The organism is Halothiobacillus sp. (assembly GCF_027346185.1).
Taxonomy (GTDB): Bacteria; Pseudomonadota; Gammaproteobacteria; order Halothiobacillales; family Halothiobacillaceae; genus Halothiobacillus.
Map to the genome: position 1 here is coordinate 1 of NZ_DAIESY010000099.1, position 26,296 is coordinate 26,296.

The following is a 26,296-nucleotide window of genomic DNA, read 5'->3' on the forward strand; positions in this document are numbered from 1 at the left end:
TAATTCTCCCACTGCCTTGGCATTGATGCGCTGAGCCAGTTCCGATTCCTGCTCGGCTTTATCGACGGCAGTGTAGGCGGCGGCATTAATAATGCAGTCTGGTTTGGTTTGTTTGAGCAGCGATGCAAAATCGGTCTGTTCAGCCAGATCAATGGCCAAGGGCTGAGTATTTCTACTCAGTGTGATGACGCTCCCCAATGTGGCTAACTCGCGTTTGAGTTCATAAGCGACTTGACCGTGATCGCCTAGGATGAGGCTGGTAAATGGCGAAGTTTTCATGGTGGCTATTATATGGATTTAAAAATGTACGGAATGTGACAATGGTTTATTCAAACTCGGGCAGTTTGTCGATCGGGTAGTCGGCCAAATTAATGCCCTTGGCATCTTTAGTTGAAAGCTCGGGCTGCTCTATCGGCCAGGGGATGTTTAAATCGGGGTCGTTCCAGGCAACGCAGCCCTCACTTGCGGGGTGATATAACTCGGTACACTTGTAGGCAAACAACGCGGTTTCGCTGGTGACACAAAACCCATGGGCGAACCCTGCTGGAATATAAAATTGCAGTTTATTATCTGCGGAAAGGGTGTGTTCTTCCCATTGACCGAAGGTGGGCGAACCGCGCCGAATATCGACGGCTACATCAAACACTTCGCCTTCGAGCACATAGACTAACTTGCCCTGCGGGTCGGGTTTTTGAAAGTGCAATCCTCGCAGCACGCCTCGACGAGAACGTGAAAGATTATCCTGCACAAAGGCCTGATCGAGACCAAATTCCCGGTAGCGTTGGGCGTTCCAGGTTTCCATAAAAAACCCTCGCTCATCACCAAAAACTTTAGGTTGGAATAGGAGGGTGCCATTGAGCTTGGTTGGGTGCAATATCATGATTCACTGAATATGTGGAATAAGATGTTGGTAGAATATGCACATTATTGTCCTTCCTTGCAACCAGTTTTATTCACGACCGCAAGCCGAGAATCTCGGGCATCATCAAGGCGCTGTTTGTCGTGGGTGCTGCAGTATCCCAACGATCTTTTGTATGAGTTTGTTCTTACTTGGCCTCACTATTCGCTTGCTTCACTGTTATCTCTTGCATGCAGCAGGCTTTCATGGAAAGTGTTGTGCTGCTCATCGCGCCGACATGGCTTAACAACCGGTCCTCTTGTTTTTTCGTGCGCATTACGATAAAAGCGTCTAATTATCGAAGTTTGTGTTGATAACGCGAAAAACCCCCCAGAGATTGAAGGATTTCGGTATGCTTGGAAAAATTTTCTTGTCACCAGCGTGTGAAAATCAGGTTGCTTAACTTACCTTCTGAAGACATAACAAAATGTTTCTAATTAATTTTCCTCGTTCCGTGTTTCTCTTGGGTATCGTAGGATCACTCTCCGGCTGTGCATCGACTCCCGGTTGGATGATGCGTGATGGCCCCTCTTCAGCTGATGTCACCAGCTTGAATCAGCAACCAAATGCTCCAATTTTATTGCTGCCTATCGATGCACAAATCAATCAGATGCTGGCGGTAGCGCAAAAACACGATAACTTTGCCTTGGGGTTGACGCCCGCCCCGCGGCCGAACTATGTGATTGGGCCCGGTGATGAATTGAATGTGGCCGTTTGGGAGGCGCCGCCACCTGTGCTTTTTACCTCTGGCTTGGCGAGTGTGACCGGTGGAATGAGTTCCAGTGCGGGTAATGTGACCTTCCCATCTCAACGGGTCAGTGCGGATGGAACTATTTCGATACCTTTTGCTGGCACCATAAAAGTTGCGGGCTACTCGCCACAACAGGTGTCCGCGCGTATACGCAAGGCGTTAAAAGGATTGGCAAATGATCCGCAAGTGCTTGTGCAGGTGCCCAGTAACGCGAGCGCTATGGTGACAGTGGTTGGCGATGTGCAACAAAGTATTCGTATGCCTTTGACCGCGGCGGGATTGCACTTGCTGGATGCTTTGGCTGCGGCGGGTGGCGCACGGGATCCTGTTGATAAAGAAACAGTTCAGATTACGCGGGGCAAAGAGGTTTTGTCGGTGCCTTTGCGCCAAGTAATTGATAACCCGACTCAAAACATTGCCTTGGCGCCAAATGATGTGATCACCGTGCTCAATAAGCCGATGAGCCTGACTGTACTGGGTGCGGTTGCTAAAAATGACGAATTGAATTTTGAAGCACAGGGTATTTCGCTAGCACAGGCATTGGGGCGTGCCGGTGGGCTCTTGGATAACCGCGCTGACGCTCGTGCGGTGTTTGTGTTCCGCTTCGAGCAACCCAGTGTGCTGGGCAAATACGCGAAACATGCGCCACATTTGGAAAATGGCGAGGTGCCAGTTGTTTATCAGCTTAACCTGATCGATCCTGCAGCGTTATTGATGGCACAAAACTTCCCGATGAAAAACAAGGATGTGCTTTATGTTGCCAATGCGCCAGCGGCTGAGTTCCAGAAGTTTTTGACGATTATTACCTCATCTATTTACTCGATTGATCGTGTGGTGGCTGTTTCTGCAGGCAAGTAAAAGGTTTGACTTTCCCAAGCCTCTAGCCTAGATCGCCAAGCCTTAATCGGATGTTGAAAAACGCATCCGTGAGTTTTTATCGCCACCGAGTCCAGTGCATGCTTGGGCTCTGTGGCGATAAACCAATCGCTTGCGTGATCGTTCATGGCTGTATATCCCTGTGCCGCACGGAATCTCTGATTTAATCAGAGATTCCGTGGGTGTTATTGCAAGAATCATTGGAACCTTCATTAATGGTTAAAACGAGGGTGTATAAGTCGATTACAGAGGTTGATTCTCTTCAGTGGGATGGGCTTGTTGCCAATCGATCCTTGAGCTTTTCGCATGCATTTTGGCGCATTATTGAACAGTCGGCGCTCAATGACTTTGATTATCGCTATATTGTCTTTTTCAATGCCAATGATCAACCGATCGGGTTGACGACTTTTTATTTTGTCACCACCGATATCGCGATTTTCGCTCCCCTGTGGTTACGTAACATTTTGACCAAAGCCCGCCGGTTTTACGGGAATTTTCTCAAGCTGAAAATGATCGAATGCGGTACGCCTATTATTCTGAATAGCCCGCCTTTTGTCGTCCATCCTGATTATGAATTGGATGGGTTGATTGAGCCATTACACAGGACACTCAAACAACAGGCTCGCAAGGAAGGCGTGCTGTTACTGGTGTTGCGTGATTTTGAAAGCCAGGAGCATTGGCTGTTCGAACCGCTTAAAGCATTTGGTTATCATGAGGTTATGGGTCTTCCCAACACGTATCTGGATATTCGCTGGCCCACTATCGAGGCGTATCGCGCGGATCTGAAAAGCTATTACCGCAGCAAGATCAATAACCATCTGAGAAAAAATGCTCAATGGGACGTGCATCACGACTTGCTGGATGATTTTGCCCATCTGGCCGATGCCTTGTGCGCGCAATGGATGAATGTGCACGAGCGGGCGAACGAGTTTCAGCGTGAGGTTTTAACGCCGACGTTTTATCGCGAGTTGTCACTGCAACTGCGCCCGCACGCCAAAATTTTGCGTTTTTTCAAAGGTGAGCGCTGGGTGGGGCATGCTTTGTTGCTGCATGACCGTGATGAGGTGCGCTGGCTGTATTTTGGTCGTGCCGAGCCGGTGAATGACAGCCTGTATTTGTATGTGGTGCAAGCAGTCATTCAAACCACGATTGAGCTCGGCGCCAAGCGGCTGGAGATGGGGTTGACGACGTACCCGATCAAACAAGATGCAGGGGCGCGGCTGGAGCCGATCCGCTTTGCGATTCGGTGCCCAAACGACTTGATTAATCCGATTGTCGGCCGCATTTATGCCTTGCTTAATAAGCCCTCACCGCTGCGCGACAGGTACGTTTTTAAGGCAGATCCCGCGGATGAAGCCGCAAACGGCGAGGTAGAAAAATCGTGATTGGACGAGCAACAGGCCATGGGCGCGCGCGCTGATCTTGAACCCTTCTATCATGATGCACAGGTATGTGTAACCGGTGCGACTGGGTTTTTGGGCGGACATCTGGTTCGCCGGATGTTGTCTATAGGTGCCCGCGTAACGGTTTTTGTCAGGTCGCCCGCGAAACTTCCGCCGGATATTGCCCAGGCTGTGGATATCGTTCAAGGCGATCTAATGAATACTCAGGCTATTGAGCACGCCCTTGGCCGTGCCGAGTATATTTTCCATTGTGCGGCAAATGTAGCAACCTGGGATCGGCCTGAGGCCTATGATTTGGCGAATGTCGTCGGTGTAAAAAATCTCCTCGCAGCTATTCCCAAGCCTGCACAAGGCCGTTTGAAGCGCTTGATTCATGTCTCCACAATGGATGTGTACGGTTTTCCTGATGCACCTGCTGTTGAAACTGCACCAACGCCGATCAATGATTTTGCTTACAGCGAAAGTAAACGGGTCGGTGAGTCGCTGTTGTGCGCATATTGCGTGGATTGGGCGATTCCTTTCACCGTGATTCGACCCGGCAATATCATTGGACCCGGCAGTCCGTTCATTTCACGCATCGGTAAGGAACTTGTCTCCGGGCTGATGTTGAAAATCAATGGAGGCGGGGTTCACGCTGGTCTGATTGACGTGGACAATCTCATCGATATTCTTCTCTGGTCGGGTGTTTCTTCTGCGGCGCACAACAAAATTTTCAATGCGCGAGACTCGAATAATGTGACCTGGAGTGAGTTTCTTGGTGATTTTCGTGATCGACTGGCGGGTAAAGGAATTATTCTGAATTTGAGCTATCGCCCCGCGATGATGGTGGCTCGGTTGATCGGTGGGGTGCATTCTACGTTTCGTTTGCCGGGAGAACCCTTGTTGCACCCATTGATTGTGAATATTTTTGGTAAAACCTGCGGTCACACCATCGACCGCCTGCAAGCCTGTGGTGCGCCCTTGGGAGGGGTCGAGTACCACGATAGCCTGGATCGCTCGGTAGCCTGGTTCGTTGCAGGTAAAGGGGAGAAACCGGGTTATGTGTAGCGTACCTATCAACCCTCGCCACTTTCTGTTCCTGCAAGGCATGCCCTGTGATTTTTTCAGAAGGGTCGGTGACACCTTGGTAGCCGATGGTCATCGCGTGTCACGCATCAATCTTTGTTTCGCCGACTGGTTGTTCTGGCATGACGCGCGTGTGACCAATTATCGCGGGCGACCAAGGCATTGGGTGCCCTTTCTGCGCCGATTCATTCAGGCAAACCAGATTACAGATTTAGTCTTGCTGGGTGAGCAGAGAAAGTATCACCAGCCGGCTGTCTTATTGGCCCGGTCTCTGGGCGTTCGTGTAATGGTGACCGATTTTGGCTATCTTCGCCCGGACTGGATCACCCTGGAACCCAATGGCATGAACGGCAACTCATCCTTGCCGCGCTCCGCTGGCGAAATTCGGCGTTTAGCGCAAGAGTCAGGGGCTGTTGATTTAACACCCCGATATAAAGACAGTGCACTGCGGATGTCTATCGGGGATCTTTTTGGCAGCCTCGGTACTGTTTTTTTTCGTTTTCTGTATCCTTTTTATCGTCAATCCGATGAGCGTCCGCATCCTTTGATTTATTTTCCTGCCATGGGGCTTAGTTTATGGCTCAAGTCAATCAGAAAACGAAAGGCAACAGATGTTTTCCAGATGATGCTGGCTTCGGGAGACCCTTTTTTTGTCTTTCCCCTGCAACTGGATCATGATTTTCAAATCCGCGCTTATTCCCCTTTTTCCGGAATGGTTGAGGCGATTGAATTAGTGATGCAGTCTTTCGCGCAGCATGCTCCGTTGCGTTCTAACCTGTTGATCAAATCCCATCCTTGGGATCCTGGGTTGATTAATTGGCAAAAATGCATCCAACGGCGGGCACAAGCCTTGGGAATCGGGCAGCGCGTGATTTATCTGGATGGTGGCAACCTGGAAGAGATGATGCGATATGGGCAAGGCGTGGTGACTGTCAATAGCACCTCAGGCCTGCAGGCATTGCAACTGGGGCGGCCTGTCAAGGTGTTGGGTGACTGTGTTTACGATGTATCCGGTCTTGTCGATCAGCAGTCGCTGGATGATTTTTGGCTTAATCCAACTCCGCCTGAAGTCACACTTCTGGAAGATTTTCTTCGTATACTGATCAAGTACACTCAGGTTCGTGGGGTATTTTTTGGGCGCAAAGATGCCTCAACGGTCATTCATCATTTTGCTCGACGCCTCATTGATTTTCCTTTTTTACAGCAAGACTGAATGATATGTCTGAATCAACATTTCACCGACTGCCGGAAGAATATCGCGATCTCAACGATTCCCCGCCGATCACAGTTGAGCCGCCGGAAACCTGGTTGAAAGATTGGTCCGCCATTTTTCAATTGCGCAAAAACCTGTTGGTGCTCTGGCCCAAGCGGGCGTATGAAGGCAAAACATTTGCGGCTCAGTTATTCAATCAGCATTATTTTATCTGTAACAGCCCTGATAGTGTGCGGCGGGTTTTTCTGGACGAGCACGATAATTATGATCGGAAAAGCCCGCAAATGCGCCATTCCCTTGAGCCTTTGCTGGGTGATGGTTTGTTTGTGAGCGATGGTGAGGTCTGGAAAGAACGCCGAGCTTATTGCGCTCCGGCGTTCGAGGCAGAACTTTTGCCGGACTTTGCCACAGTAATGGTGCAATCCGCCCGTGAGCTGGCCGATCAGTGGGCTAATCTGCCGACTGGCAGTACGGTAGACATGCTCAATGAAATGGCAAGGCTGACTTCCCGCATAATTGGCCGGACGATTTTTGGAGATGATACTTCCGAAAAAGAAGCCGCCATCGTCGTCGATAATTTCTCCCAGTACCAAAAGGCCATTGAGCAGTTAAATTTCTCTGACTCTTTTGGTTTTCCGCAATTGAAGTGGTTGGGAAATCCCTTGTCGAAATGGCAAAGTCTGCGCGCGGCGCAAAAAATTCATGAGGTAATTGACCGGATTATCGAGCGACATCCTGAACGTGCCAAGCCGGAATCGCCGACATTGCTTTCTTACCTTTTGGGTGAACACACCAGCAAAAAAACGGGTGCGAAACGCTGCCCGTTGAGTAGCATCAATGCGCGCAATGAAGCGATTGTGATGTTTATGGCGGGGCACGAAACCACGGCGAATACCTTGGCTTGGGTTTGGTATTTGCTTGATCATAATCCGCGTGTGTCAGCCAAATTGCGAGAAGAGCTGGATCGGGTTTTGGGTGACCGGCCACCGAGTTTCGAGGATGTTCAACATTTGCATTATACGCGGGCTATTCTTGAAGAAACGCTTCGGCTTTATCCTCCCGTGCCCGTCTTGAGTCGGCAAGCGCGCACCGTTGATGAAATTCGCGGTAAAGAAGTGCCGGCGGATTCGATTATTTTGGTTATTCCCTGGCTATTGCATCGTCACCGATTGTATTGGGAAAAACCGAATCACTTTATTCCAGAACGATTTATGCCCGGTCAGCCGCGCCCGGATAAATTCGTGTACATTCCGTTCAGTGTGGGGCCAAGGGTTTGCCTGGGGCTTCGCTTTGGTCTCACCGAAGGGATTTTGTGTCTGGCCACGTTGGCGCAACGTTTTCGCGCAACCCTGGCACCTGGGCATCAAGTGGAGATCGAGTGCCGTCTAACATTGCGACCACAGGATGGCTTGCCCATGCAGCTTGAACCAACTACGCCCTATGTGAAAGTGCCACAATGAGGCGGCCATGAATTTAAACGATGCAAAAGATCTGTTGCTCGCGCATTTGTTTACGGTGCTGCCACTCGATTGGGTGGCTAAAACCGGTAAACATTTGGGTGAACGACATGCCCGCCGAGGTATTCACGCCAATCGCAAGTGGGTTCAGCGCCTGCATCATCATTTCGAGCAGCTTTGGGGCGTGCAGGATGCGGCGGAACGCGAGCGCTTTATTATTGAGCACCAGGGTCGCATGGGGTGTGTGCTGGCACAAATCCCGGTGCTGCATCGACTGGTGCGGGCCAATCGGGTTCAGATCACCGGGACGGAACACCTTGAGCATCTCGAAGGCCCGATCCTGATTGTGACCGCGCATTTATCCAATTGGGAGCTGATTGGTCGGGTTTGCGAGCTGATTGGCGGACAATTTTGCGATATTTATCTGCCGCAAAGCGGGGTGCGAGAAAAAATCACGCAAAAAGTGCGCTTGGGGTGGCGCCTTGCTGATGGTCTGCCGGGAAAGTTGATTCCCGTGGGTGCGGGTTCGCTGCGCGAAGTGACGCGTGCGATCGATGCAGGCAGCCATGTGATTCTGTTTATAGATGAAGAAGTGGCCGGGGAGGTGCGTGCTCCGCGCTTGGGGCGACCGCCCCTGTATGCAGGCAATCGTTGGTTTGCCGCGCGACTGGCGATAAAACATCACATGACCGTGTTGCCGGTTCACTTCGAGTCCACCGAAGCAGATGGTTACCGGGGTGTTATCGAGGCACCACTGACTCTTCCAATGACTGGGAGCGAGCTTGACAGGGCAAGGCTACTTGCTGATGTTTTGGATCAAAAGCTCGAACAGTGGATTCTGCAAGCGCCCTATGATTGGTACTGGTTGCCTTTGCTTGAGCGCACTTGAAAAGAGAATGATGCTCCGGACGCGATAGGAAAAGTGTGGGTAGCGACCGGCTCATGCTGTCATAAAAAGTTCATTTGATTGTCATCAAGTGTCATTTTTGGGTGGCCATAATCCGAACCGCTCGTGTTTTGAGCGCGACTGAATGCATTTAACCAACCTGTTCGGGGGATATTCCTGATGAAATTCAACAAAAGACTGATCGCTGGTGCGATTTTCGCTGCGACTGCTTCGTTTGCTCTGTCAGCCCATGCTGAAGGCGTAGACAAGATTACCGGTGCCGGTTCCTCATTTGCTTATCCAATCATCTCTAAATGGGCCGCTGCTTACAAGGCAGAAAAAGGCGTTGAAGTGAACTACCAATCAGTAGGTTCAGGCGCGGGCATCAAGCAGATCATCGCTAATACTGTGGATTTCGGTGCTTCCGACGCACCGATGACCGTGGAAGATCTGGAAAAAAATGATTTGACCCAGTGGCCTCTGATCATGGGTGGTATCGTTGTTGTTGCGAACATCCCAGGCAACAAGCAAGGTGAACTGACCATCTCTGGTTCGGTTCTGGCTGATATCCTGATGGGCAAAATCACCAAGTGGAACGATCCTGCACTTGAAAAACTGAACCCAGGCAAGAAACTGCCAGATCTGGCTATCACAGTTGTTCACCGTTCTGATGCCTCTGGCACCACTGCAATTTTCACCAACTACCTGTCAAAAGTTAGCCCAGAGTGGAAAGAGAAAGTAGGCGAAGGCACGACAGTCAACTGGTTGTCCAAAGGCAATCTGGGCGGCAAGGGTAACGAAGGTGTTGCCTCTTACACTGGGCGCATCAAAGGTGCAATCGGTTATGTTGAGTACGCCTACGCGCTGCAAAACAAGCTGCCCTACATGGATATGATCAACAGTGCCGGCAAGCGTGTAGCACCTACCATGAAGAACTTCGGCGCTGCTGCCGCCCATGCTGACTGGAAAGGCACCCCGGGCTTCCGCGTTGTTCTGACAGACCAGCCAGGTGACGATAGCTGGCCAATCACTGGCTCTACTTTTGCGATTGTACACACCAATCCTCAAAACCCGGCTCAAGTTCAAGCAGTACTGGACTTTTTCAAGTGGAGCATGGCTAATGGCCAGAAAGCGGCTGAAGAGCTGCACTACATCCCGATCCCAGGCTCTGTAGCTGAAATGATCGAAGCCTCATGGGCAGAGAAGATCAAACTCAAATAATCATTGATTAAATGAGTGGGGCGGGCTTAGGCTCGCCCCTTAATTATCTAAGGAATCTCTGCACGAATCCATCCATGGCTTCGTGCAGATACGCTCGGACCGGTACACGCCCGGCACGAGCTCCGCATTTCAATGACTTACGTCATTGAGCGGCAGGGCATCCATACCCTGCACGGGAATGTCTGCATTTGTGCAGACCTTCCCTAAACAACATTGTTTACGTTTGTTGTCGGAACAATCCGGTTGCGAAGACAAACCTAAGCAAACAAAACAAAATAGGTCGAACTGCATGTCAATGTCTGAAGAACAGATCAAGCATCATCTGCATTCACAAAGTGCTGGCGTCTTTTGGGACAAGGTCTTCAAGGGTACCGCTTTCTCGTTTGCAGCGATTGTGTTGTTTGTGCTGCTCGCCATCATGCTGATGCTGTTCAGGGAAGCCTGGCCTACTTTCGCACACTTTGGTTTCAGCTTTTTCTTCACATCCGAATGGGATGTCGTTAACAACCAATTCGGTGCCCTGGTTCCGATCGTCGGCACCCTGATCACTTCGTTTATTGCTGTCATAATCGGCGTGCCGGTGAGTTTTGGTATCGCGATTTTCATCAGTCTGATGGCGCCCAACTGGCTTAAGCGGCCGGTAGGTATCGCCATCGAGCTTTTGGCGGCTGTGCCCTCGATCATCTATGGTATGTGGGGCCTTTTTTACTTTGCACCCTGGTTTTCCAATTCCATCCAGCCGTTCATGACCAGCACGTTTGGCGATGTGCCTGTGCTCGGTCAGTTCTTCCAAGGACCACCGATCGGCGTCAGCATCTTTACAGCAGGCTTTGTCCTCGCCATCATGATCATCCCGTTCATAGCCTCCATCATGCGTGACATGTTCGATGTGGTACCCACTGCACTGAAAGAATCGGCCTACGCCATGGGTTCGACCACCTGGGAAGTGGTCTGGAAAGTCATATTGCCTTACACGAAAGCCGGGGTGATCGGTGGCATCATGCTAGGACTCGGACGAGCGATGGGAGAAACCATGGCGGTTGCTTTTGTGGTCGGTAATTCTATGGAGCTTAATACGGGATTGTTCTACCCAGGAGCCACCATTGCGTCAACGATGGCGAACGAGTTCAACGAAGCCAGCGGTTTGCACATGTCCTCGCTGATCGCGCTGGGCTTTATGCTGTTCATCATTACTTTCCTTGTGCTTTCGCTGGCGAAGTGGTTCCTGCTCCGCCTCGAAAAATCACAGGAAGGCGATAAGACTTAAGGACGCACTGTTATGATCTCAAAATTCCAAAAAAGAAAAATAATCAATTATTTCAATCTCGGGGCCTCTATGCTGGTGACGGCGTTCGGGCTTGTGATGCTGGCCTGGATTCTGACTGTCCTTTTCGGCAAGGGTTTTCAGTACATCAACTGGGCGGTTTTCACCCAGATGACACCGCCGCCCGGCGCGTCGGGAGGCTTGATCAATGCCATCGTAGGTACGTTGTTGCTCACACTGTTCGCCGTGTTGATCGGTACACCCATCGGCGTGATGGCTGGAACCTATCTCGCCGAGTTCGGCGGGAAAGGCCGTTTCTCAAGTGTTGTTCGCTTTATCAATGACGTGCTGCTCTCCGCGCCCTCGATAGTTGTCGGTGTGTTCGTTTACACCATTCTTGTCAAGCCCGTTGGCCATTTCTCAGCTTGGGCGGGGGCGATTGCCCTATCTATTCTCGTGATCCCCGTCGTCTTGCGTACCACCGAAGACATGCTTTTGCTTGTGCCTCCCCAGCTGCGGGAAGCCGCTGCCGCATTGGGTGCACCAAGATATAAGGTCACGATCGACATCGTGTACAAGGCGGCCCTGAGTGGCATGTTCACCGGTTTATTGCTGGCGACTGCCCGAATCATGGGCGAAACAGCCCCTCTGCTCTTCACGGCATTGAATAACCAGTTCTGGTCACTGGATATGAACCAGCCCATGGCGAATATGCCGGTTGTGATTTACCAGTACGCATTGAGCCCATACGAAGACTGGCAGAACCTGGCCTGGGCCGCGGCCCTGTTGATTACAATCGCGGTTCTGGTGATGAATATCATTGCCCGCTACACACTCAAGCAATCCAGTTCGCATTAACTTTTACCCGTTGATAGAAGAGATCATTTCATGACATCACAGACCATGGCCGATCAACAGCCCGATAGCCGTAGTATCGGCTTTAAGATGTCCAATGCCTTGAAAGAGTCCGAGGTGCGTACGCACCTGCTGGAGAAAAAGGACAGTGTGCGGTTGGTAGATAGCCCCAGACTCGACATCCGTGATCTTTCGTTCTTTTATGGCAAATATCAGGCATTGCACAACATCAACATGCAGATTCCGGATAAACAGGTAACGGCTTTCATTGGTCCGTCTGGCTGTGGTAAATCGACTCTGCTGCGCATCTTCAACCGTATTTTCGATTTGTATCCCGGTCAGCGTACATCGGGTGAAATCCTGCTCGATGGCAACGATATCCTCAACCCCAAGGTTGATGTCAATATGCTGCGTGCCAAAATCGGTATGGTGTTCCAGAAACCGACCCCATTCCCTATGTCGATTTACGATAACGTAGCCTTCGGTGTTCGGCTTTACGAAAACCTGTCAAAGTCCGAACTCGATGAACGGGTCGAGTGGGCGCTTCAGCGTGCCGCCTTGTGGATTGAAGTCAAAGACAAGCTCAATCAGTCCGGTGCGGCGCTTTCAGGCGGCCAACAGCAGCGTTTGTGCATTGCCCGTGGTATTGCTGTCAAACCGCAAGTTCTGCTGCTGGATGAGCCAACATCCGCACTGGACCCTATCTCTACAACAAAAATTGAAGAGCTGGTGCATGAGCTCAAATCGGAATTCACCATCGCCATCGTGACCCACAACATGCAGCAGGCCGCGCGCGTTTCCGATTACACTGCCTTTATGTATCTCGGCAAGCTGGTCGAATACGATCACACAGACATCATCTTCACCAACCCAGGCCGAAAGGAAACTGAGGATTACATCACCGGTCGATTCGGTTGATTCCCTCCATGAATTCTAGGCCCGCTCGAATCGCGGGCTTTTTATTTAAGGATGCTCTGATTAATTCCATCCTGAAATTTCCAGAGAGTGATGATCAAAAATGCGATTTTTGACTTTCTTCATGAACAATTACGTACGTAATCGTTCTTGGCGGCACATCCCTGTACCACTCGGAACCTCAGATTAAATCGGAGGCTCCTTAAATCTTTCGGAAAATGGCGAGATCACTGGAAATTGCAAGAGTAACAACCAGTTAGCCAGTATTTTTCAATCCAGACACGGGCTTGAGTGAAAGTGATTTATGAAGTGTTGCTCGGGCGACGCGTCGTTGGGTTTTGACAGGTATGCCAAGTCACGATCATGCCACCATGATCCCAACATTTGCTACATCAGGTTCATCTCACATTCAAAAGGCTTACTCTTGACAAAAAATACGTGAACGGTATTATGCGCGCCACCCGTAAACAAAGGGGCTATAGCTCAGCTGGGAGAGCGCCTGCATGGCATGCAGGAGGTCAGCGGTTCGATCCCGCTTAGCTCCACCAATCGATAGTTTTTTGGCGTCCAACGGAGTCCAAAAAATCCCTAAAAACCCGCATTGCATCAAGCTTTGCGGGTTTTTTTACTTTTGGTCATTGAAACCGCCCAGTATTTTTTCGGGCACCGGGTACGATTCGGCAATCCCCATTTTTCAAAGTGAGGTTGAACCAGCTTTTTTGAACGGGTGCCTACCCTTCGTAAAAGGGGTGACGAGGGGATTTCAAAAAGCTTTGATCTGAGGTGTGCTCAAATCCAGGCATTCTTGCGATCTCGCCACGGTATTGCCGTAAGAGGGGGAAGACAGCATCCGCATTTGTGCCGGCGGCCTTCCCGAGCAGGGTACGATGCCCTGCCGCACAACGGCTTAAGCCTGTGATGCGAGGGGTAGATGCTGCAGACATTCCTTGGCTGCCATTTGGCATGGAATGGCTTTTGGCTAGTTTAGAGCAGCGGGCTGGTCAGACGGGCCAGATTCTGGACCATGACCTCGCGCCGACTGCGTAGCGCCCAGGCTTCGATGCTCAGAATGCGGGCAGAGTCGCGATAACGTGTCAGCAGCCGGTTGAGTGTCTGGGCGGTTTGCGGCGCATAGAACAAAAGACCGAGTTCCGCGTTGATGAGCGATGAGCGCACATCCAGATTGGCACTGCCGATCAATGAAATCCGGTCGTCAAACAGGGCAAATTTAGTGTGCAGGAAATAACGGGGATAACGCCGGATGATGATACCTTGACCCAGTAGCTCGGCATAATAGGATTCCTGTGCCCACTGAACCAGACGCTGGTCGAGTCGCTCCGACAGAATTAGTTCCACCTCTACGCCGCGCTGTGCCGCCGTTTTGAGAGCCAGTAACATCGCGTCATCAGGTACGAAATAAGGTGTGACGAGCCGGATCGATTCGGTGCTGACATGTATCAGTGAAAGCAGAAGTTGTTGCTGAACCGGGTCGGGGTATTCCGGGCCGCTCGGCAGCCCGAGGCAGATTTCATCACCTGCCGGTTCGGGGGTCGGAAAGTACTGCATTCCGGTGAGCATGGCATTGCGTTCGATATACCAGTCACCGGCAAAGACGGTCTGCAACTCCAGCACAATGGGGCCTTGCAGGCGAAGCATGATGTCTTCATAGATGATTTTTGGCTTGAAATCCGGACGGATCAGATTCATGGAGCCGGCATAACCGATCAGCCCGTCGATCACCACGAGCTTGCGGTGATTGCGCAAATCGAAACGCGCCGCCTGGCGGGGGAGTTTGCTACGTGGAAATGCGCGTGCCACCCGGATGCCCTCGGCCTCCAATGCCAGCAACGGAGCCATGAATGCCTTGCTACCGTAGTCATCTACCAACAGGCGGACTTCAACGCCCCGCTTCACCGCGTGGAGCATGGCCGCGAACACGGGTTCGGTTAACTGATCTCGTGCGGCGATATAAAACAGCAGATGCACCGAATGATTGGCGTTGTCGATGTCGGCAGCCAGTTGCCGGACCAGTTCGGGGAGCTGCTCGATCACGGCGACTGCATTGCCGCCAAATTCGGGAAATATGCGCCAATGTTGCGCCAGTTGTGCGATTGGACGCCATTGATCTGGCAGGATCGTGCGATGGTGGAGGCTCTGCTGCTGCTGCAGGTGGTTCAGGTTCGGAGCCAGGGCTCTTTCCAGGTCGTCGATCTTCCGTTGCCGGGCGAGTGCAACACGTGGACGACCCACGAAAAGATAAAAAATCCCGCCGATGACCGGTTGGAAAAATATCAGCAACAGCCAGGCCGTTGCGGTCACCGGTGGGCGCCTCATGGGGACGACGATCAGGGCAAATACACGGACCAGCCACTCAAGAAGTACATAAAGAGCAGCCCAGTGTGGATTGTGCAGATCGAACAGTTCGAGCATCAGTGTCGCCCTCCGCCCGAAGCCGCGAGTAATACGCGGTCCATCCACCTAGAGGGTAGAAGCCGACGCAGTATGGAAAACAGGTAAGTGGGTACGGTAACCGGATAACGCGCCTTAGGACGGCGCGATTCGAGCGCGTGAATGACACGACCGAGAACGGCCTCGGGGGGGAGCGTAAAAGGAGCGGCCGGCCCAGGTTTATTGAGTCGTACAAGCTGCTTGCGATAGGCATCGGCATGAAAAGAAGACTCGATCGGGATGAAACGGAGGAATGCAGACGCGGCATTGGCGCGGAAGCGGGAGGTGATCGGCCCCGGCTCGATCAGGGAAACATCGATACCCGTGCCATGGAGTTCCAGCCGGAGCGTATCGCTTAAGCCTTCCAAAGCAAATTTGCTGGCAACGTAGGCGCCGCGAAACGGTAGCGCAGCAATGCCAAGTACTGAGCTGTTCTGGATGATCCGACCGAATCCTTGAGTGCGCATCAGTGGAATGACCCGGTTTGTGAGCACCTGCCAGCCGAACAGATTGGTCTCGAATTGAGCGCGCAATGCCTCACGCGATAAATCTTCAACTGCGCCGGGCAGGCCAAACGCGCCGTTGTTGAACAGCGCATCGAGCATACCGTCCGTGTGCGCCAGGGCTGCATTCAGGCCGGATTCGATGGATTGATCATCCGTGAGATCCAGACACACCACCGGAATATCGGCATGGGGCCAAGTCTTAATATCTTTTTCCTGCCGAACCGAAGCGATGACCCGGTGCCCCCGATCGGCCAAGCCGCGGGCCACGCACAGGCCAATGCCGGATGAGCAGCCGGTGATCAGGATCGAGCGAGGGATTCGGGCGGTGTTCTGCACGTCGGTGAGCCCCTGTTTGAAACTGCGACTATCTTAGCTCAATCCCGGCGCTCAATCCGCTACGACGTTGAACTTGGCGCTATGGTATGGTGTCTACTACACAGTGTTTGAACATGATAGGAGTGTGCCATGAGCCTGCAAAATTCAACCGTAAGCCCCCGTAGTGAGTCGTTGCTGGCTACCAACCAGCTGATTCGCAACACTTACCTCATGCTGTCGCTGACCTTGATTTTCAGTGCAGCGATGGCGGGCGTATCCATGTGGATGAACCTGCCACCGATGATTTCGCTTATCTCGATGTTTGGTTCCATGGCATTGATCTGGTTTGTGTTGCCGCGCACCGCGCGTTCCGGCGCGGGTCTGGTGACCGTCTTTGCCATTACTGGCTTGATGGGGCTGGGTCTTGGGCCAACAATCAATTACTACCTGCATCTCGCCGGTGGTGATCAGATCGTGATGACCGCATTGGGTGGCACGGGCGCCATTTTCCTTGCGCTCTCGGCCTATGCGCTGATCTCCCGTCGTGATTTTTCGTTCATGGGCGGCTTCTTGATGGTCGGCATGATTGTCGTGCTGCTCGCCATGCTGGGGAACTTGTTCTTCCATCTGCCGGCATTGTCCATGGCGCTTTCCGGCGCGGTCATCCTGTTGATGAGCGGGTTTATCCTGTTCGATACCAGTCGTATGGTGAACTCCGGTGAGGATAACTACCTGATGATGACGGTGAGTCTTTATCTGAGTATCTTCAACATCTTCGTCAGCTTGCTGAATATTCTGGGTGCCAGCCGGGACTGAGTCTGCTTCGGGCTGACCATGCAAAAGCTCCGCTGGTCGGGGCTTTTTTGTTATTCAATCAAGTATGAGCTGAGCGGGAGGTTCTGGAATGGATTGGCTCAAGATCTTTTCTGCCCTTTTTATCGTGGCGATGTTGGTTTTTCTGTGGCCGAGAGCGGGGCAGATGATCAGGGAGAGTCGCAAGGGTACGATCGATGAATGGCTTTGGGTTGGCCTGTTGCTGCTGGGCGTGGCGGCCTTTGTCGCCTTTTTGATGCACAGCATGCACTCGACAGTGGTTTGATCGCTTAGGCAGGCTATGATTCGCTTTTCTTGACGAATCAGGTTTTCTCATGACCGAAGCCGCCCCGAACCGATTGCCGGATGAGGATGTCCGCGCTGCCATGCGCGCCATGTCCGGTTACATCGATATCACCCCCGAAGATTTTCGTGAAATCTATGAACTGGCGCATGAACATGCCATCAAGCGCCTATTCGCAAAGATGGACGTGCCGCACCTCATGCGGCGGGATTTGTCTGCGCTTCGCCCGGATCAGTCATTGACGGAGGCGGCCGAGCAGATGGCCTTGATGCACGCGCATACCTTGCCGGTGGTGGATGAGTCCGGACTGGTGTTGGGTGATGTCAGCGAATGGAATTTCCTGCGCGGCTATGGCGCCGATACTTTCTTCTCACTGGTATTTCGTTTGATGGCGCACGACGAGCGATTCATCGCGTACTGCGAGCGAACCACCGTGGCGGAAGTGATGACCCGGCCGGCGGTCACGTTGCCGGAACATGGCACGTTTGCCGATATCGTGAGTGCCTTCCATCGGGTGGAAGAAAAGCGCCTGCCGGTAGTCGACGCGAATAACCGCATCATAGGCGTGGTGATGCGCCGCGATTTTCTCGAGAGCTTCCACTGGGATCAGTGGTTGTGAGCCGCCCGTCGAGCGATCCTGCCCGGCCGACCGGTTGGTCGGGCTACTGGCGCAAGTGGCGCGGGCGTGGTCATGGCTCGCCGCCACGGGTGAGTTGGGCCGAGGTTTTATGGTCGGGTCTGGGTGGCGTGTTGGGGCTGATGGCTGTCGGGTTGTGCGCACTGGCATTTAGCGGGCTGGATCGCATCCTGATTATCGGTTCGATCGGTGCCTCGGCCGTGTTGCTGTTCGGTGCCATTCGTAGTCCGTTGGCGCAGCCGCGCAACCTGATTGGTGGTCATGCGTTGTCGGCGCTGATCGGCGTGACCCTTCATCTGCTTCTTGTCCGTGAAGCGGGTGATCCGGGTATCCTGTCCGGCATTCAGCCTTTTATCGCTTCGGTCTTCGCTCCGGCCTTGGCCGTGGGGCTGTCCATTGCCGTGATGCACGCCACTAGAACCCTCCACCCGCCCGGCGGCGCCACAGCTTTGGTCGCGGTTATCGGTAGCCAGCAGATACATGACATGGGCTACTGGTTCGTGCTTTTCCCTGGCATCCTTGCGCCGTTGATCCTGTTGTTGATCGCGCTGATTTTTAACAATCTGGTGCCCAAGCGGATGTACCCGGAGTTCTGGTGGTAGCAGGCGCGAACACTGGCCGAACTGGTCCGACAGTTCAAGATATAACCCGCTGTCGAGCGATTGGATTGTGAGCGTGAAGCCATCATTGATTGATGAGGTTCGCGCCTGCCATATCTGCCAGGATCACCTGCCGTTTGCTCCCCGTCCCATCCTGCAGTTCTCGCCATCGGCACGTCTGTTGGTCGCGGGGCAGGCGCCGGGTAAAAAGGCCCATCAGTCCGGCGTGCCCTTTGATGATGTCAGTGGCGATCGATTGCGCGACTGGCTCGGCTTGAGCCGGGCGCAATTTTATGACGAGCAAACGGTCGCGATTTTGCCGATGGGATTCTGTTTTCCGGGCACGGGTGCATCGGGTGATCTGCCGCCTCGCCCCGAGTGTGCACTGGCCTGGCGTTCTGCCTTGCTCGATGCCCTGATCCATCTGGAATTCACGATTGTGATTGGCCGATACGCACAGGCCTATCATTTCGGCACGGGGCGCCAAAGCCTGACCGAACAGGTGCTGGCTTGGCGCGAACACTGGCCGGAAAAAGTCCTGCTGCCTCATCCAAGCCCCAGAAATCAGTTGTGGCTCAAGCGCAATCCCTGGTTTGAGCGCGAACTCGTGCCCGAACTCCAGTCGCGGGTGGCCGCGGTGATCGGGTACTGAATCGTGTTCGGCCGGTACGCACGGGCAGAATAAAACTAATTTTTATTGAAATTCCTCCGCGATCCTCGTGGTTCCTTGTGTTTTTTTGAGGAAAATGCCGGGTCTCCTTCGTGAACGGTTAAACTGCATTCAGGGTTTGGCTGCAGGGTGTTGGCGTTCATGTGTTGAGCCGGTCCGAGTCCAGGGTTTGGTTTCGGGCCAGGTGATGCAGGCCAATGATGTGTTTTGCCGTGAGGATGATTGTGGAGTTTTCATGCGATTATTAGCGTGGGTTTTGGGGTTGGCGGGAGTCATTCCTTTTGCGGGTTTGGCCTTGGCAGCGTGGTGGGCCCCCCTGGATTGGCATTCGACCGTGATCCGGGTCTTGTCTGTCTACGCGGCGGTTATCGTATCGTTCCTCGGTGGGGTGCATTGGGGCGTCGCGTTGAATCAGTCCGTTGATGCGCGCCGCCATCTGTTATGGGGCATCAGCCTGCCGCTGCTGGCCTGGGTGGTGGCGTTGCTGCCCTGGGGCATCATGCGTCTGTCCGTCTTTATCCTGTTGTTGTTGACCGCCTTGCGTGTCGATCGTGCCTGGTTCGGCGGTATCGGCTCCTCGCTCAAGTTCGGGGTGCTGCGTACGGTACTGACCGCGCTGGCGTCATTGAGTCTGTTGTTGGCCGTTGGTTCTTATTCCCGGGCGGGTTTGATATGAGTGAAGTTGGAAGTAAAGTGTCCACCCTGCGCAAGTGGCTGGTGGCCGGTATTCTGGTCTGGGCACCGCTGGTGATTACCTACTGGGTGATCAATGCCGTGATCGGCTTTATGGATCAAACCATACTGCTGCTGCCCCCCGGTTATCGACCGGAGGCGGTATTGGGCTTCAATATTCCCGGTCTGGGTGCAGTTTTGGCGGTTACAGTGGTGCTGTTGACCGGAGCGTTGGTCGCCAATTTCATCGGTCGCAAACTGATTTCCATGGGTGAGTCGGTTCTACACCGGATTCCGTTGGTTCGCAGCGTGTATTCTGCGGTGAAACAGGTGATCGAAACCTTCGTTTCCCAGGATTCCCGCTCATTCCGCAAAGTAGTCATGGTGGAATATCCGCGCAAAAACTGCTGGTCGCTGGCTTTTTTGGCCGGTGATCCGGTCGGTGAAGTTCAGGATAAGACCGCACAGAAGGTCATCACGGTTTTTGTGCCGACGGCCCCGAACCCGACCTCCGGCTTTGTGATCATGGTGCCGGAAGAAGAAGTGATTTCGCTGGACATGTCCGTCGAGGAAGGCTTCCGTATGGTGATCTCATTGGGTGTTGTCACGCCAAAATCACAGGTGGCAAAACCGGTGCCCGCGACACCCGAACTCGAAAAACCGCCCATATCCGGCTAATATGCCCGCCTTTACAGAACATGAACGGATCCACCTTATGAGTATGCGTAGCCACACGGCCGGCCAAGTTGACCTGGCTGTTTTAGATCAAGAAGTCACCCTCGTCGGCTGGGTCAATCGTCGCCGCGACCACGGCGGGGTGATTTTTGTGGATCTGCGCGACCGCGACGGCATGGTGCAGATCGTGTTCGATCCGGATGATCTGGACGTGTTTGCCAAGGCCGAAAGTCTGCGCAGCGAGTTCGTGATTCGCGTGCGTGGCAAGGTGCGCCGCCGTCCTGCTGGCACCGAAAACCCCAATATCGTCAGTGGTCAGATCGAGGTACTGGGTTTGGGGCTGGAGATACTCAATCGCTCCGAGCCGTTGCCCTTCCAGTTGGATGACGAGCGCGTCAGCGAAGAACATCGTCTGCGTTATCGTTACCTCGATCTGCGCCGCCCCGAGATGCTGGCCCGTCTTAAATTGCGCCATCAGGTCACGCGTGCCCTGCGCGAGTATCTGGATAAGGCCGGCTTCATGGATGTGGAAACACCGGTGCTCACCCGCGCCACACCGGAAGGCGCACGCGATTATCTCGTGCCTTCACGCACGCATCCGGGCGAGTTTTTCGCCCTGCCGCAGTCGCCGCAGATCTTCAAGCAGTTGCTCATGGTAGCGGGCATCGAGCGGTATTATCAGATCGTCAAATGCTTCCGCGACGAGGACTTACGCGCCGATCGCCAGCCGGAATTCACCCAGCTCGATATCGAAACCAGCTTCCTCGATGAAGAGGAGGTAATGGCGCTGATCGAAGACATGATGCGTCATTTGTTCGCGCAAACCATCGAGCTGGCCTTGCCCAATCCCTTGCCCCGCCTGACCTGGGCCGAGGCGATGCGTCGATTCGGTTCCGACAAGCCCGATCTGCGCATCCCGCTGGAACTCGTGGATGTGGGTGATCTGCTGGTCGCGGTGGATTTCAAGGTGTTCTCCGGACCGGCCAACGATCCGCGCGGTCGCATCGCCGCCTTGCGTGTGCCGAACGGCAATTCCCTGCCACGGAGCGCGATCGACGACTACACCAAGTTTGTTTCGATTTACGGTGCCAAAGGCCTGGCCTATATCAAGGTCAATGATGCGGCTGCGGGTCGCGAAGGGCTGCAGTCGCCGATTCTCAAGTTTCTGACCGACGAAGCCATCGACGGCATCATGACGCGCACCGGTGCGCAAACCGGGGATGTGGTGTTCTTCGGCGCCGACAAGGCTAAGATCGTCAACGAATCGCTGGGTGCGCTGCGGGTCAAGATCGGGCAGGACATGGGGCTGGTCGAGCAAGGCTTCCGCGCCCTGTGGGTCACCGAATTCCCGATGTTCGAGTACGATGAAAAAGAAGGTCGATATTACGCCCTGCATCACCCGTTCACGGCACCGAATCAGGACGATCTTCACCTGTTGGAAACGGACCCTGAAGCGGTTCGTTCACGGGCCTACGATTTCGTATTGAACGGGTTCGAGCTCGGCGGTGGATCGGTACGTATTCACGATCAAACGATGCAGAAACGGGTGTTTGAACTGCTGGGTATCTCGGCGGAGCAGGCGAGCGAGAAGTTCGGCTTCCTGCTCGATGCGCTCAAATTCGGCGCGCCGCCGATGGCGGGTCTGGCGTTTGGTGTGGATCGAATCGTCATGCTCATGAGCGGCGCGACCTCGATTCGTGAAGTTATCGCCTTCCCGAAAACCCAGTCGGCTGCTTGTCTGCTCACCAACGCGCCGAGCGAAGTGGATGAAGCGCAACTGCGTGAATTGTCGATTCGAGTGCGCAAGCCGGTGGTCGAAAAAGCCGAATAAGTACAGGCGGTTGGCGGTTTCTCGATAACCAACCGCCCGTTTCTGTTCCGACGGGCTTCACATACAGGAGGCGATTATGTCTACCACACGCGATGCCGCAACCCAGATTCCAGCCGCCTTGACCGCCCGTATTCAGGCCCTGGCCAGCCACAGCGCGCCTGCGCCCAAATTATCCGAAGCACAGGAAAGTGATCTGATTGAGCGCATCAAGGCCGAACTCGTCCGCCAGAATGCCGTGATGATCGTGCATTTTTATGTTGATGCCGCCCTGCAAAAGCTCGCGGACGAAACCGGTGGTCGCGTATCCGATTCACTCGACATGGCCGCCTTTGGCGCCGCGCATCCCGCCGAAACACTCGTGGTCTGCGGCGTGCGGTTCATGGGCGAAACAGCCAAGATCTTAAGCCCCCAAAAGCGCGTGCTGATGCCGACACTCAATGCCGAATGCTCGCTTGATCTGGGTTGCCCTGCCGATGAGTTCACTGCCTTCTGCGATGCGTACCCGGATCGCACCGTGGTGGTTTATGCCAACACCTCGGCAGCCGTCAAAGCGCGTGCGGACTGGGTTGTCACCAGTTCGAACGCCTTGCAGATCGTCGGACATCTCAAAGAGCAGGGCGAGAAAATCATCTGGGCACCGGATCGCCACCTGGGTCGTTATATCCAAGAACAAACCGGTGCAGACATGCTGCTCTGGCAGGCCGATTGCGTGGTGCACAATGAATTTGCGGGCGAGGCGCTCATCGACCTCAAGCGCCAACACCCCGACGCAGCGGTACTGGTGCATCCCGAGTCACCCAAGGCGGTGGTCGAGCTGGCCGATGTGGTCGGCTCGACGAGCCAGCTCATTCGTGCGGCACATGATTTGCCAAATGAAGAACTGATCGTTGCCACGGATAACGGCATTTTCTACAAAATGCAGCAAGCCGTGCCGCATAAAACCCTCATCGAAGCACCGACCGGTGATGGCAGCCACTGCGTTTCCTGCGCGCATTGCCCCTGGATGGCAATGAATGGCCTGCAAGCGGTTTACGATGCGCTTGTTTCACCCGAAGGCCATGAAATCCTTGTGCACGAGTCCGTGCGGGTCAAAGCCGTGCAATCACTCGATCGCATGCTGGCTTTCTCCCGTGCGCAGGGGCTGGTGGCGGCGCGCCAGTAACCAGTGGCGGCTCGATCCGCCTCGGTTCGAGCCTGTTGTGGCAGGGTGACAATCCGCTCATGAACCGTCACCATGCTGCAATCGGGCAAAATTAATCTCCCCTTTTATTTCTGGAAGCGCCGCATATGGATCAAACCATCCTGATTACCCTGACGGGCATCATCGTGACCGGTATCGGCGCGCAATGGCTTGCCTGGCGGCTGAAAGTGCCCGCGATCTTGTTCCTGCTTGGCATCGGACTGTTTCTCGGCCCGGTCACCGGCCTGCTCGATCCCAACGCGCTGCTGGGCGATCTGCTGTTTCCGTTTGTTTCACTTGCGGTGTCGGTCATCCTGTTTGAAGGCGCCCTGACACTTCAGTTCAAGGAACTCAAAGGCGTCGGCAGCGCAGTGTGGTTGCTCGTAACACTTGGCGCCTTTGTGACCTGGGTCATTGCCAGCTATGCCGCGTACTACTTTGTCGGGCTTGAGCCCCTGATGGCGGCTTTATTTGGTGCGATCGTGATCGTAACGGGGCCGACAGTCATCGTGCCGTTGTTGCGGATCGTGCGTCCCAGTGCCAAAGTGTCCACCCTCCTGCGCTGGGAGGGCATTATCATCGACCCGATCGGGGCGGTGGTCGCCGTTCTGGTGTTCGAGTACATCCTCATGCGTGCCACACCACAGCACGCCGATGCTGGCTTGACGGCCATTATCCTGCCCTTCCTGCAACTGATAGGCGCGGGCCTGCTGCTAGGGCTGGCTGGAGGCTATCTGCTGGGGCTGATCCTACGGCGACACTGGTTGCCCGAGTACCTGATCAATGTCTTCGTGCTGGCCACGGTACTGGCCGTTTTCACCCTTTCGAGCGTGCTTGCCCATGATTCGGGGCTGATAGCCGTCACTGCGATGGGTATCCTGCTCGCCAACATGCGGGGCGTTCCGTTGACCGACATCCTGCATTTCAAGGAATCACTCACGATCCTGTTCATTTCCGGGCTGTTCATCCTGCTGGCCGCGCGCATTGAACCGGCTATGTTCAGCAGCATCGGTTTTGGGGCTCTGCTGGTGTTGTTGGCGGTACAGTTCGTCGCCCAGCCCGCCAAGGTGTGGATAAGCACCATCGGCTCCGGGCTGAACTGGCGTGAAAAACTGTTGACGGCCTGGATCGGTCCCAGAGGTATCGTGGCGGCAGCCATCTCGGGTCTCTTCGCCATCCAGCTCGATCAACACGGTGTGTCCGGTGCCGAAGTGCTGGTGCCGCTGACCTTCATCATTATTTTCGGTACGGTGGTCACCGCCTCCCTGACAGCGCGGCCTCTGGCCAACTATCTGGGCGTGGCGCAACCGGAGGATAAGGGCGTGCTGATGGTCGGCATCAACGTGTTTTCCCGCATGCTCGCTCATGCGCTCAGAAAACACGGCTATCGCGTTATCCTCACGGATAGTAATTACGCCGACTTCCGCATCGCCCGGATGGAGGGCCTCGAAACCTTCTACGGCAACGCCGTTTCACAGGCGGCCGAACGCCGTCTCGACTTAGTGGGCATCGGTCGACTGTTCGCCGTATCCGGTGTGCCCGAGATGAATAACCTGGCTGCTATACGCTATCGGCATGAATTTGGGGCGGCTAACATCTATGTGCTGAAAACACCGCAGGAAAAATCCGGCTCCGATCATCAGCGGTTATCCGATGTGTTCACCGGTCGCAGTCTGTTTGGGTCCGATGTCACGTTGGGCGATCTGATGCTGCTAATCGAGCAAAAGGCCGAAATTAAATCAACCCGCCTGACTGAAGAATTTAACTGGGAAAAGTATCAGCAAACCTATGATAATCGAGGCATCCTTCTGCTCATGATCTCACCTAAAGGGATCTTGCACGTACAAAGCGATGGTCCCATGCCAACGCCGGGCGAAGGCTGGATCATCATCGGCTTATACTGCCCGCAAGCGGAAGTGGAGACAAAACCAGATGCAGAAGAGGCCAGTGCATCGTGAAAAAAGACTTGCACGCCCGGTTTTGGTTTGTATAATGCGCGCTCTGTGACAAACAGCAGCCCTCAAAAGCAGCTGGATGATGTGCGGGAATAGCTCAGCTGGTAGAGCGCAACCTTGCCAAGGTTGAGGTCGCGAGTTCGAATCTCGTTTCCCGCTCCACGGGTGATTAGCTCAGTTGGTAGAGCGGCGCCCTTACAAGGCGTAGGTCGGGAGTTCGAGCCTCTCATCACCCACCACATCAAAATTAGCAGCGGTAGTTCAGTTGGTTAGAATACCGGCCTGTCACGCCGGGGGTCGCGGGTTCGAGTCCCGTCCGCTGCGCCAATCGATGGTTTTACAACATCCAATAAAGTTTTAAAACCTTAATCAAACCCGCATTCCTTCTAGGTTTGCGGGTTTTTTTATGCCTACAGCGTCCCAATGCATCCCTTTGTAGCCAGATAGTTTTGACGGTATGCCGATATTTGCACCGTCACCATGTAAAGAAATAAGGTCAAAGGATACCGCCATAGCACTTACAGATACCGGTTGTAGCTCCCTCTCTCACCCCGGATGGCTACAATAACGCGTCCGACTGAACCCACTTTTTTATCGTTGTAGCTCCCTCTCTCACCCCGGATGGCTACAATCCGAAAAAACAGGATAATTCTCTGGCAAGGTTGTAGCTCCCTCTCTCACCCCGGATGGCTACAATCGTCATACTCGCACTGACTTTCGTCGTACAGTTGTAGCTCCCTCTCTCACCCCGGATGGCTACAATCTGGACTTAAGCAATGCGGGTGTGCTGACTGTTGTAGCTCCCTCTCTCACCCCGGATGGCTACAATTTTGTTACGCGGCGGCATTATGGACGCGGCGTTGTAGCTCCCTCTCTCACCCCGGATG

24 protein-coding genes, 4 tRNA genes and 1 CRISPR repeat array are annotated in these 26,296 nt (G+C 53.8%); of the genes, 24 read left to right on the forward strand and 4 right to left on the reverse strand.

Annotated elements, in window-relative coordinates; all coding sequences use genetic code 11:
* On the reverse strand, nt 1-279 hold a 279-nt coding region (locus M7R55_RS07290; RefSeq protein ID WP_298219762.1), incomplete at its 3' end, for a sugar nucleotide-binding protein.
* Between the two features lie 46 nt (nt 280-325).
* Nucleotides 326-880 (reverse strand): dTDP-4-dehydrorhamnose 3,5-epimerase, encoded by a 555-nt coding sequence (rfbC, locus tag M7R55_RS07295; RefSeq protein WP_298219763.1) that lies wholly within the window; start codon nt 878-880, stop codon nt 326-328.
* A 568-nt stretch (nt 881-1,448) separates the two neighbouring features.
* Between rfbC and M7R55_RS07300 the strand changes: the two genes are divergently transcribed.
* From M7R55_RS07300 to M7R55_RS07350, 11 genes are all read left to right on the forward strand, one after another.
* Nucleotides 1,449-2,507 carry a polysaccharide biosynthesis/export family protein gene (locus tag M7R55_RS07300; RefSeq protein WP_298219764.1) on the forward strand — a complete coding sequence of 353 codons (1,059 nt, stop codon included), beginning with the start codon at nt 1,449-1,451 and terminating at the stop codon, nt 2,505-2,507.
* A gap of 311 nt (nt 2,508-2,818) precedes the next feature.
* Nucleotides 2,819-3,910: a hypothetical protein gene (locus M7R55_RS07305; RefSeq protein WP_366881168.1), complete on the forward strand. Its 1,092-nt coding sequence runs from the start codon at nt 2,819-2,821 to the stop codon at nt 3,908-3,910.
* Nucleotides 3,911-4,975, forward strand: a complete 1,065-nt coding sequence (locus M7R55_RS07310) for an NAD(P)-dependent oxidoreductase (RefSeq protein WP_298219766.1) — start codon at nt 3,911-3,913, stop codon at nt 4,973-4,975.
* A gap of 97 nt (nt 4,976-5,072) precedes the next feature.
* Nucleotides 5,073-6,206, forward strand: a complete 1,134-nt coding sequence (locus tag M7R55_RS07315; protein ID WP_298219767.1) for a capsular biosynthesis protein — start codon at nt 5,073-5,075, stop codon at nt 6,204-6,206.
* Between the two features lie 5 nt (nt 6,207-6,211).
* Entirely contained in the window at nt 6,212-7,666 is a 1,455-nt protein-coding gene (locus tag M7R55_RS07320) for a cytochrome P450 (RefSeq protein WP_298219768.1), read from the forward strand.
* A gap of 7 nt (nt 7,667-7,673) precedes the next feature.
* Entirely contained in the window at nt 7,674-8,552 is an 879-nt protein-coding gene (locus tag M7R55_RS07325; RefSeq protein ID WP_298219769.1) for a lysophospholipid acyltransferase family protein, read from the forward strand.
* A gap of 177 nt (nt 8,553-8,729) precedes the next feature.
* Nucleotides 8,730-9,770, forward strand: coding sequence for a phosphate ABC transporter substrate-binding protein PstS (pstS, locus tag M7R55_RS07330; RefSeq protein ID WP_298219770.1), 1,041 nt, complete (start codon nt 8,730-8,732; stop codon nt 9,768-9,770).
* Between the two features lie 289 nt (nt 9,771-10,059).
* Complete coding sequence (gene pstC, locus M7R55_RS07335; RefSeq protein WP_298219771.1) at nt 10,060-11,037, forward strand: phosphate ABC transporter permease subunit PstC; 978 nt, start codon at nt 10,060-10,062, stop codon at nt 11,035-11,037.
* 69 nt (nt 11,038-11,106) lie between these two features.
* Complete coding sequence (pstA, locus tag M7R55_RS07340; RefSeq protein WP_298219772.1) at nt 11,107-11,892, forward strand: phosphate ABC transporter permease PstA; 786 nt, start codon at nt 11,107-11,109, stop codon at nt 11,890-11,892.
* Between the two features lie 30 nt (nt 11,893-11,922).
* The gene (pstB, locus tag M7R55_RS07345; protein WP_298219773.1) at nt 11,923-12,807 is read left to right on the forward strand and encodes a phosphate ABC transporter ATP-binding protein PstB; all 885 of its coding nucleotides are present in this window, start codon (nt 11,923-11,925) and stop codon (nt 12,805-12,807) included.
* Between the two features lie 469 nt (nt 12,808-13,276).
* Nucleotides 13,277-13,352 (forward strand) — tRNA-Ala (locus M7R55_RS07350).
* Between the two features lie 436 nt (nt 13,353-13,788).
* On the opposite strand, the gene cls is transcribed toward M7R55_RS07350, so the two are convergent.
* Together cls and M7R55_RS07360 are read right to left on the reverse strand one after the other, a co-directional pair.
* Nucleotides 13,789-15,234, reverse strand: a complete 1,446-nt coding sequence (gene cls / locus M7R55_RS07355; RefSeq protein WP_298219774.1) for a cardiolipin synthase — start codon at nt 15,232-15,234, stop codon at nt 13,789-13,791.
* Nucleotides 15,234-16,094: an SDR family NAD(P)-dependent oxidoreductase gene (locus tag M7R55_RS07360; protein WP_298219775.1), complete on the reverse strand. Its 861-nt coding sequence runs from the start codon at nt 16,092-16,094 to the stop codon at nt 15,234-15,236. Before M7R55_RS07360 ends, cls begins: the two co-directional genes overlap by 1 nt.
* A gap of 129 nt (nt 16,095-16,223) precedes the next feature.
* Between M7R55_RS07360 and M7R55_RS07365 the strand changes: the two genes are divergently transcribed.
* The 13 genes from M7R55_RS07365 (at nt 16,224) to M7R55_RS07425 (ending at nt 25,736) form a co-directional block, all read left to right on the forward strand.
* The gene (locus M7R55_RS07365) at nt 16,224-16,889 is read left to right on the forward strand and encodes a Bax inhibitor-1/YccA family protein (protein WP_298219776.1); all 666 of its coding nucleotides are present in this window, start codon (nt 16,224-16,226) and stop codon (nt 16,887-16,889) included.
* An 88-nt stretch (nt 16,890-16,977) separates the two neighbouring features.
* On the forward strand, nt 16,978-17,172 hold the full coding sequence (locus M7R55_RS07370) for a hypothetical protein (protein ID WP_298219777.1): 195 nt from the start codon (nt 16,978-16,980) through the stop codon (nt 17,170-17,172).
* Between the two features lie 49 nt (nt 17,173-17,221).
* The gene (locus tag M7R55_RS07375) at nt 17,222-17,809 is read left to right on the forward strand and encodes a CBS domain-containing protein (protein WP_298219778.1); all 588 of its coding nucleotides are present in this window, start codon (nt 17,222-17,224) and stop codon (nt 17,807-17,809) included.
* Nucleotides 17,806-18,429, forward strand: coding sequence for an HPP family protein (locus M7R55_RS07380; protein ID WP_298219779.1), 624 nt, complete (start codon nt 17,806-17,808; stop codon nt 18,427-18,429). Before M7R55_RS07375 ends, M7R55_RS07380 begins: the two co-directional genes overlap by 4 nt.
* A gap of 73 nt (nt 18,430-18,502) precedes the next feature.
* Nucleotides 18,503-19,078, forward strand: coding sequence for a uracil-DNA glycosylase family protein (locus M7R55_RS07385; RefSeq protein WP_298219780.1), 576 nt, complete (start codon nt 18,503-18,505; stop codon nt 19,076-19,078).
* Nucleotides 19,079-19,331: 253 nt separating this feature from the next.
* Nucleotides 19,332-19,772 (forward strand): DUF3429 domain-containing protein, encoded by a 441-nt coding sequence (locus M7R55_RS07390; protein WP_298219781.1) that lies wholly within the window; start codon nt 19,332-19,334, stop codon nt 19,770-19,772.
* Nucleotides 19,769-20,446, forward strand: coding sequence for a DUF502 domain-containing protein (locus tag M7R55_RS07395; RefSeq protein WP_298219782.1), 678 nt, complete (start codon nt 19,769-19,771; stop codon nt 20,444-20,446). Before M7R55_RS07390 ends, M7R55_RS07395 begins: the two co-directional genes overlap by 4 nt.
* Before the next feature lie 43 nt (nt 20,447-20,489).
* Complete coding sequence (aspS, locus tag M7R55_RS07400) at nt 20,490-22,274, forward strand: aspartate--tRNA ligase (protein ID WP_298219785.1); 1,785 nt, start codon at nt 20,490-20,492, stop codon at nt 22,272-22,274.
* 76 nt (nt 22,275-22,350) lie between these two features.
* Nucleotides 22,351-23,436, forward strand: coding sequence for a quinolinate synthase NadA (nadA, locus tag M7R55_RS07405; protein ID WP_298219783.1), 1,086 nt, complete (start codon nt 22,351-22,353; stop codon nt 23,434-23,436).
* A 125-nt stretch (nt 23,437-23,561) separates the two neighbouring features.
* Nucleotides 23,562-25,412, forward strand: a complete 1,851-nt coding sequence (locus M7R55_RS07410) for a sodium:proton antiporter (protein ID WP_298219784.1) — start codon at nt 23,562-23,564, stop codon at nt 25,410-25,412.
* Between the two features lie 83 nt (nt 25,413-25,495).
* Nucleotides 25,496-25,571, forward strand: a tRNA-Gly gene (locus M7R55_RS07415).
* Between the two features lies 1 nt (nt 25,572).
* Nucleotides 25,573-25,648 (forward strand) — tRNA-Val (locus M7R55_RS07420).
* 11 nt (nt 25,649-25,659) lie between these two features.
* Nucleotides 25,660-25,736 (forward strand) — tRNA-Asp (locus M7R55_RS07425).
* 203 nt (nt 25,737-25,939) lie between these two features.
* A CRISPR array of direct repeats spans nt 25,940-26,295; the repeat unit is 27 nt; unit sequence GTTGTAGCTCCCTCTCTCACCCCGGAT.
* The last annotated feature ends 1 nt before the right edge of the window (nt 26,296 follow it).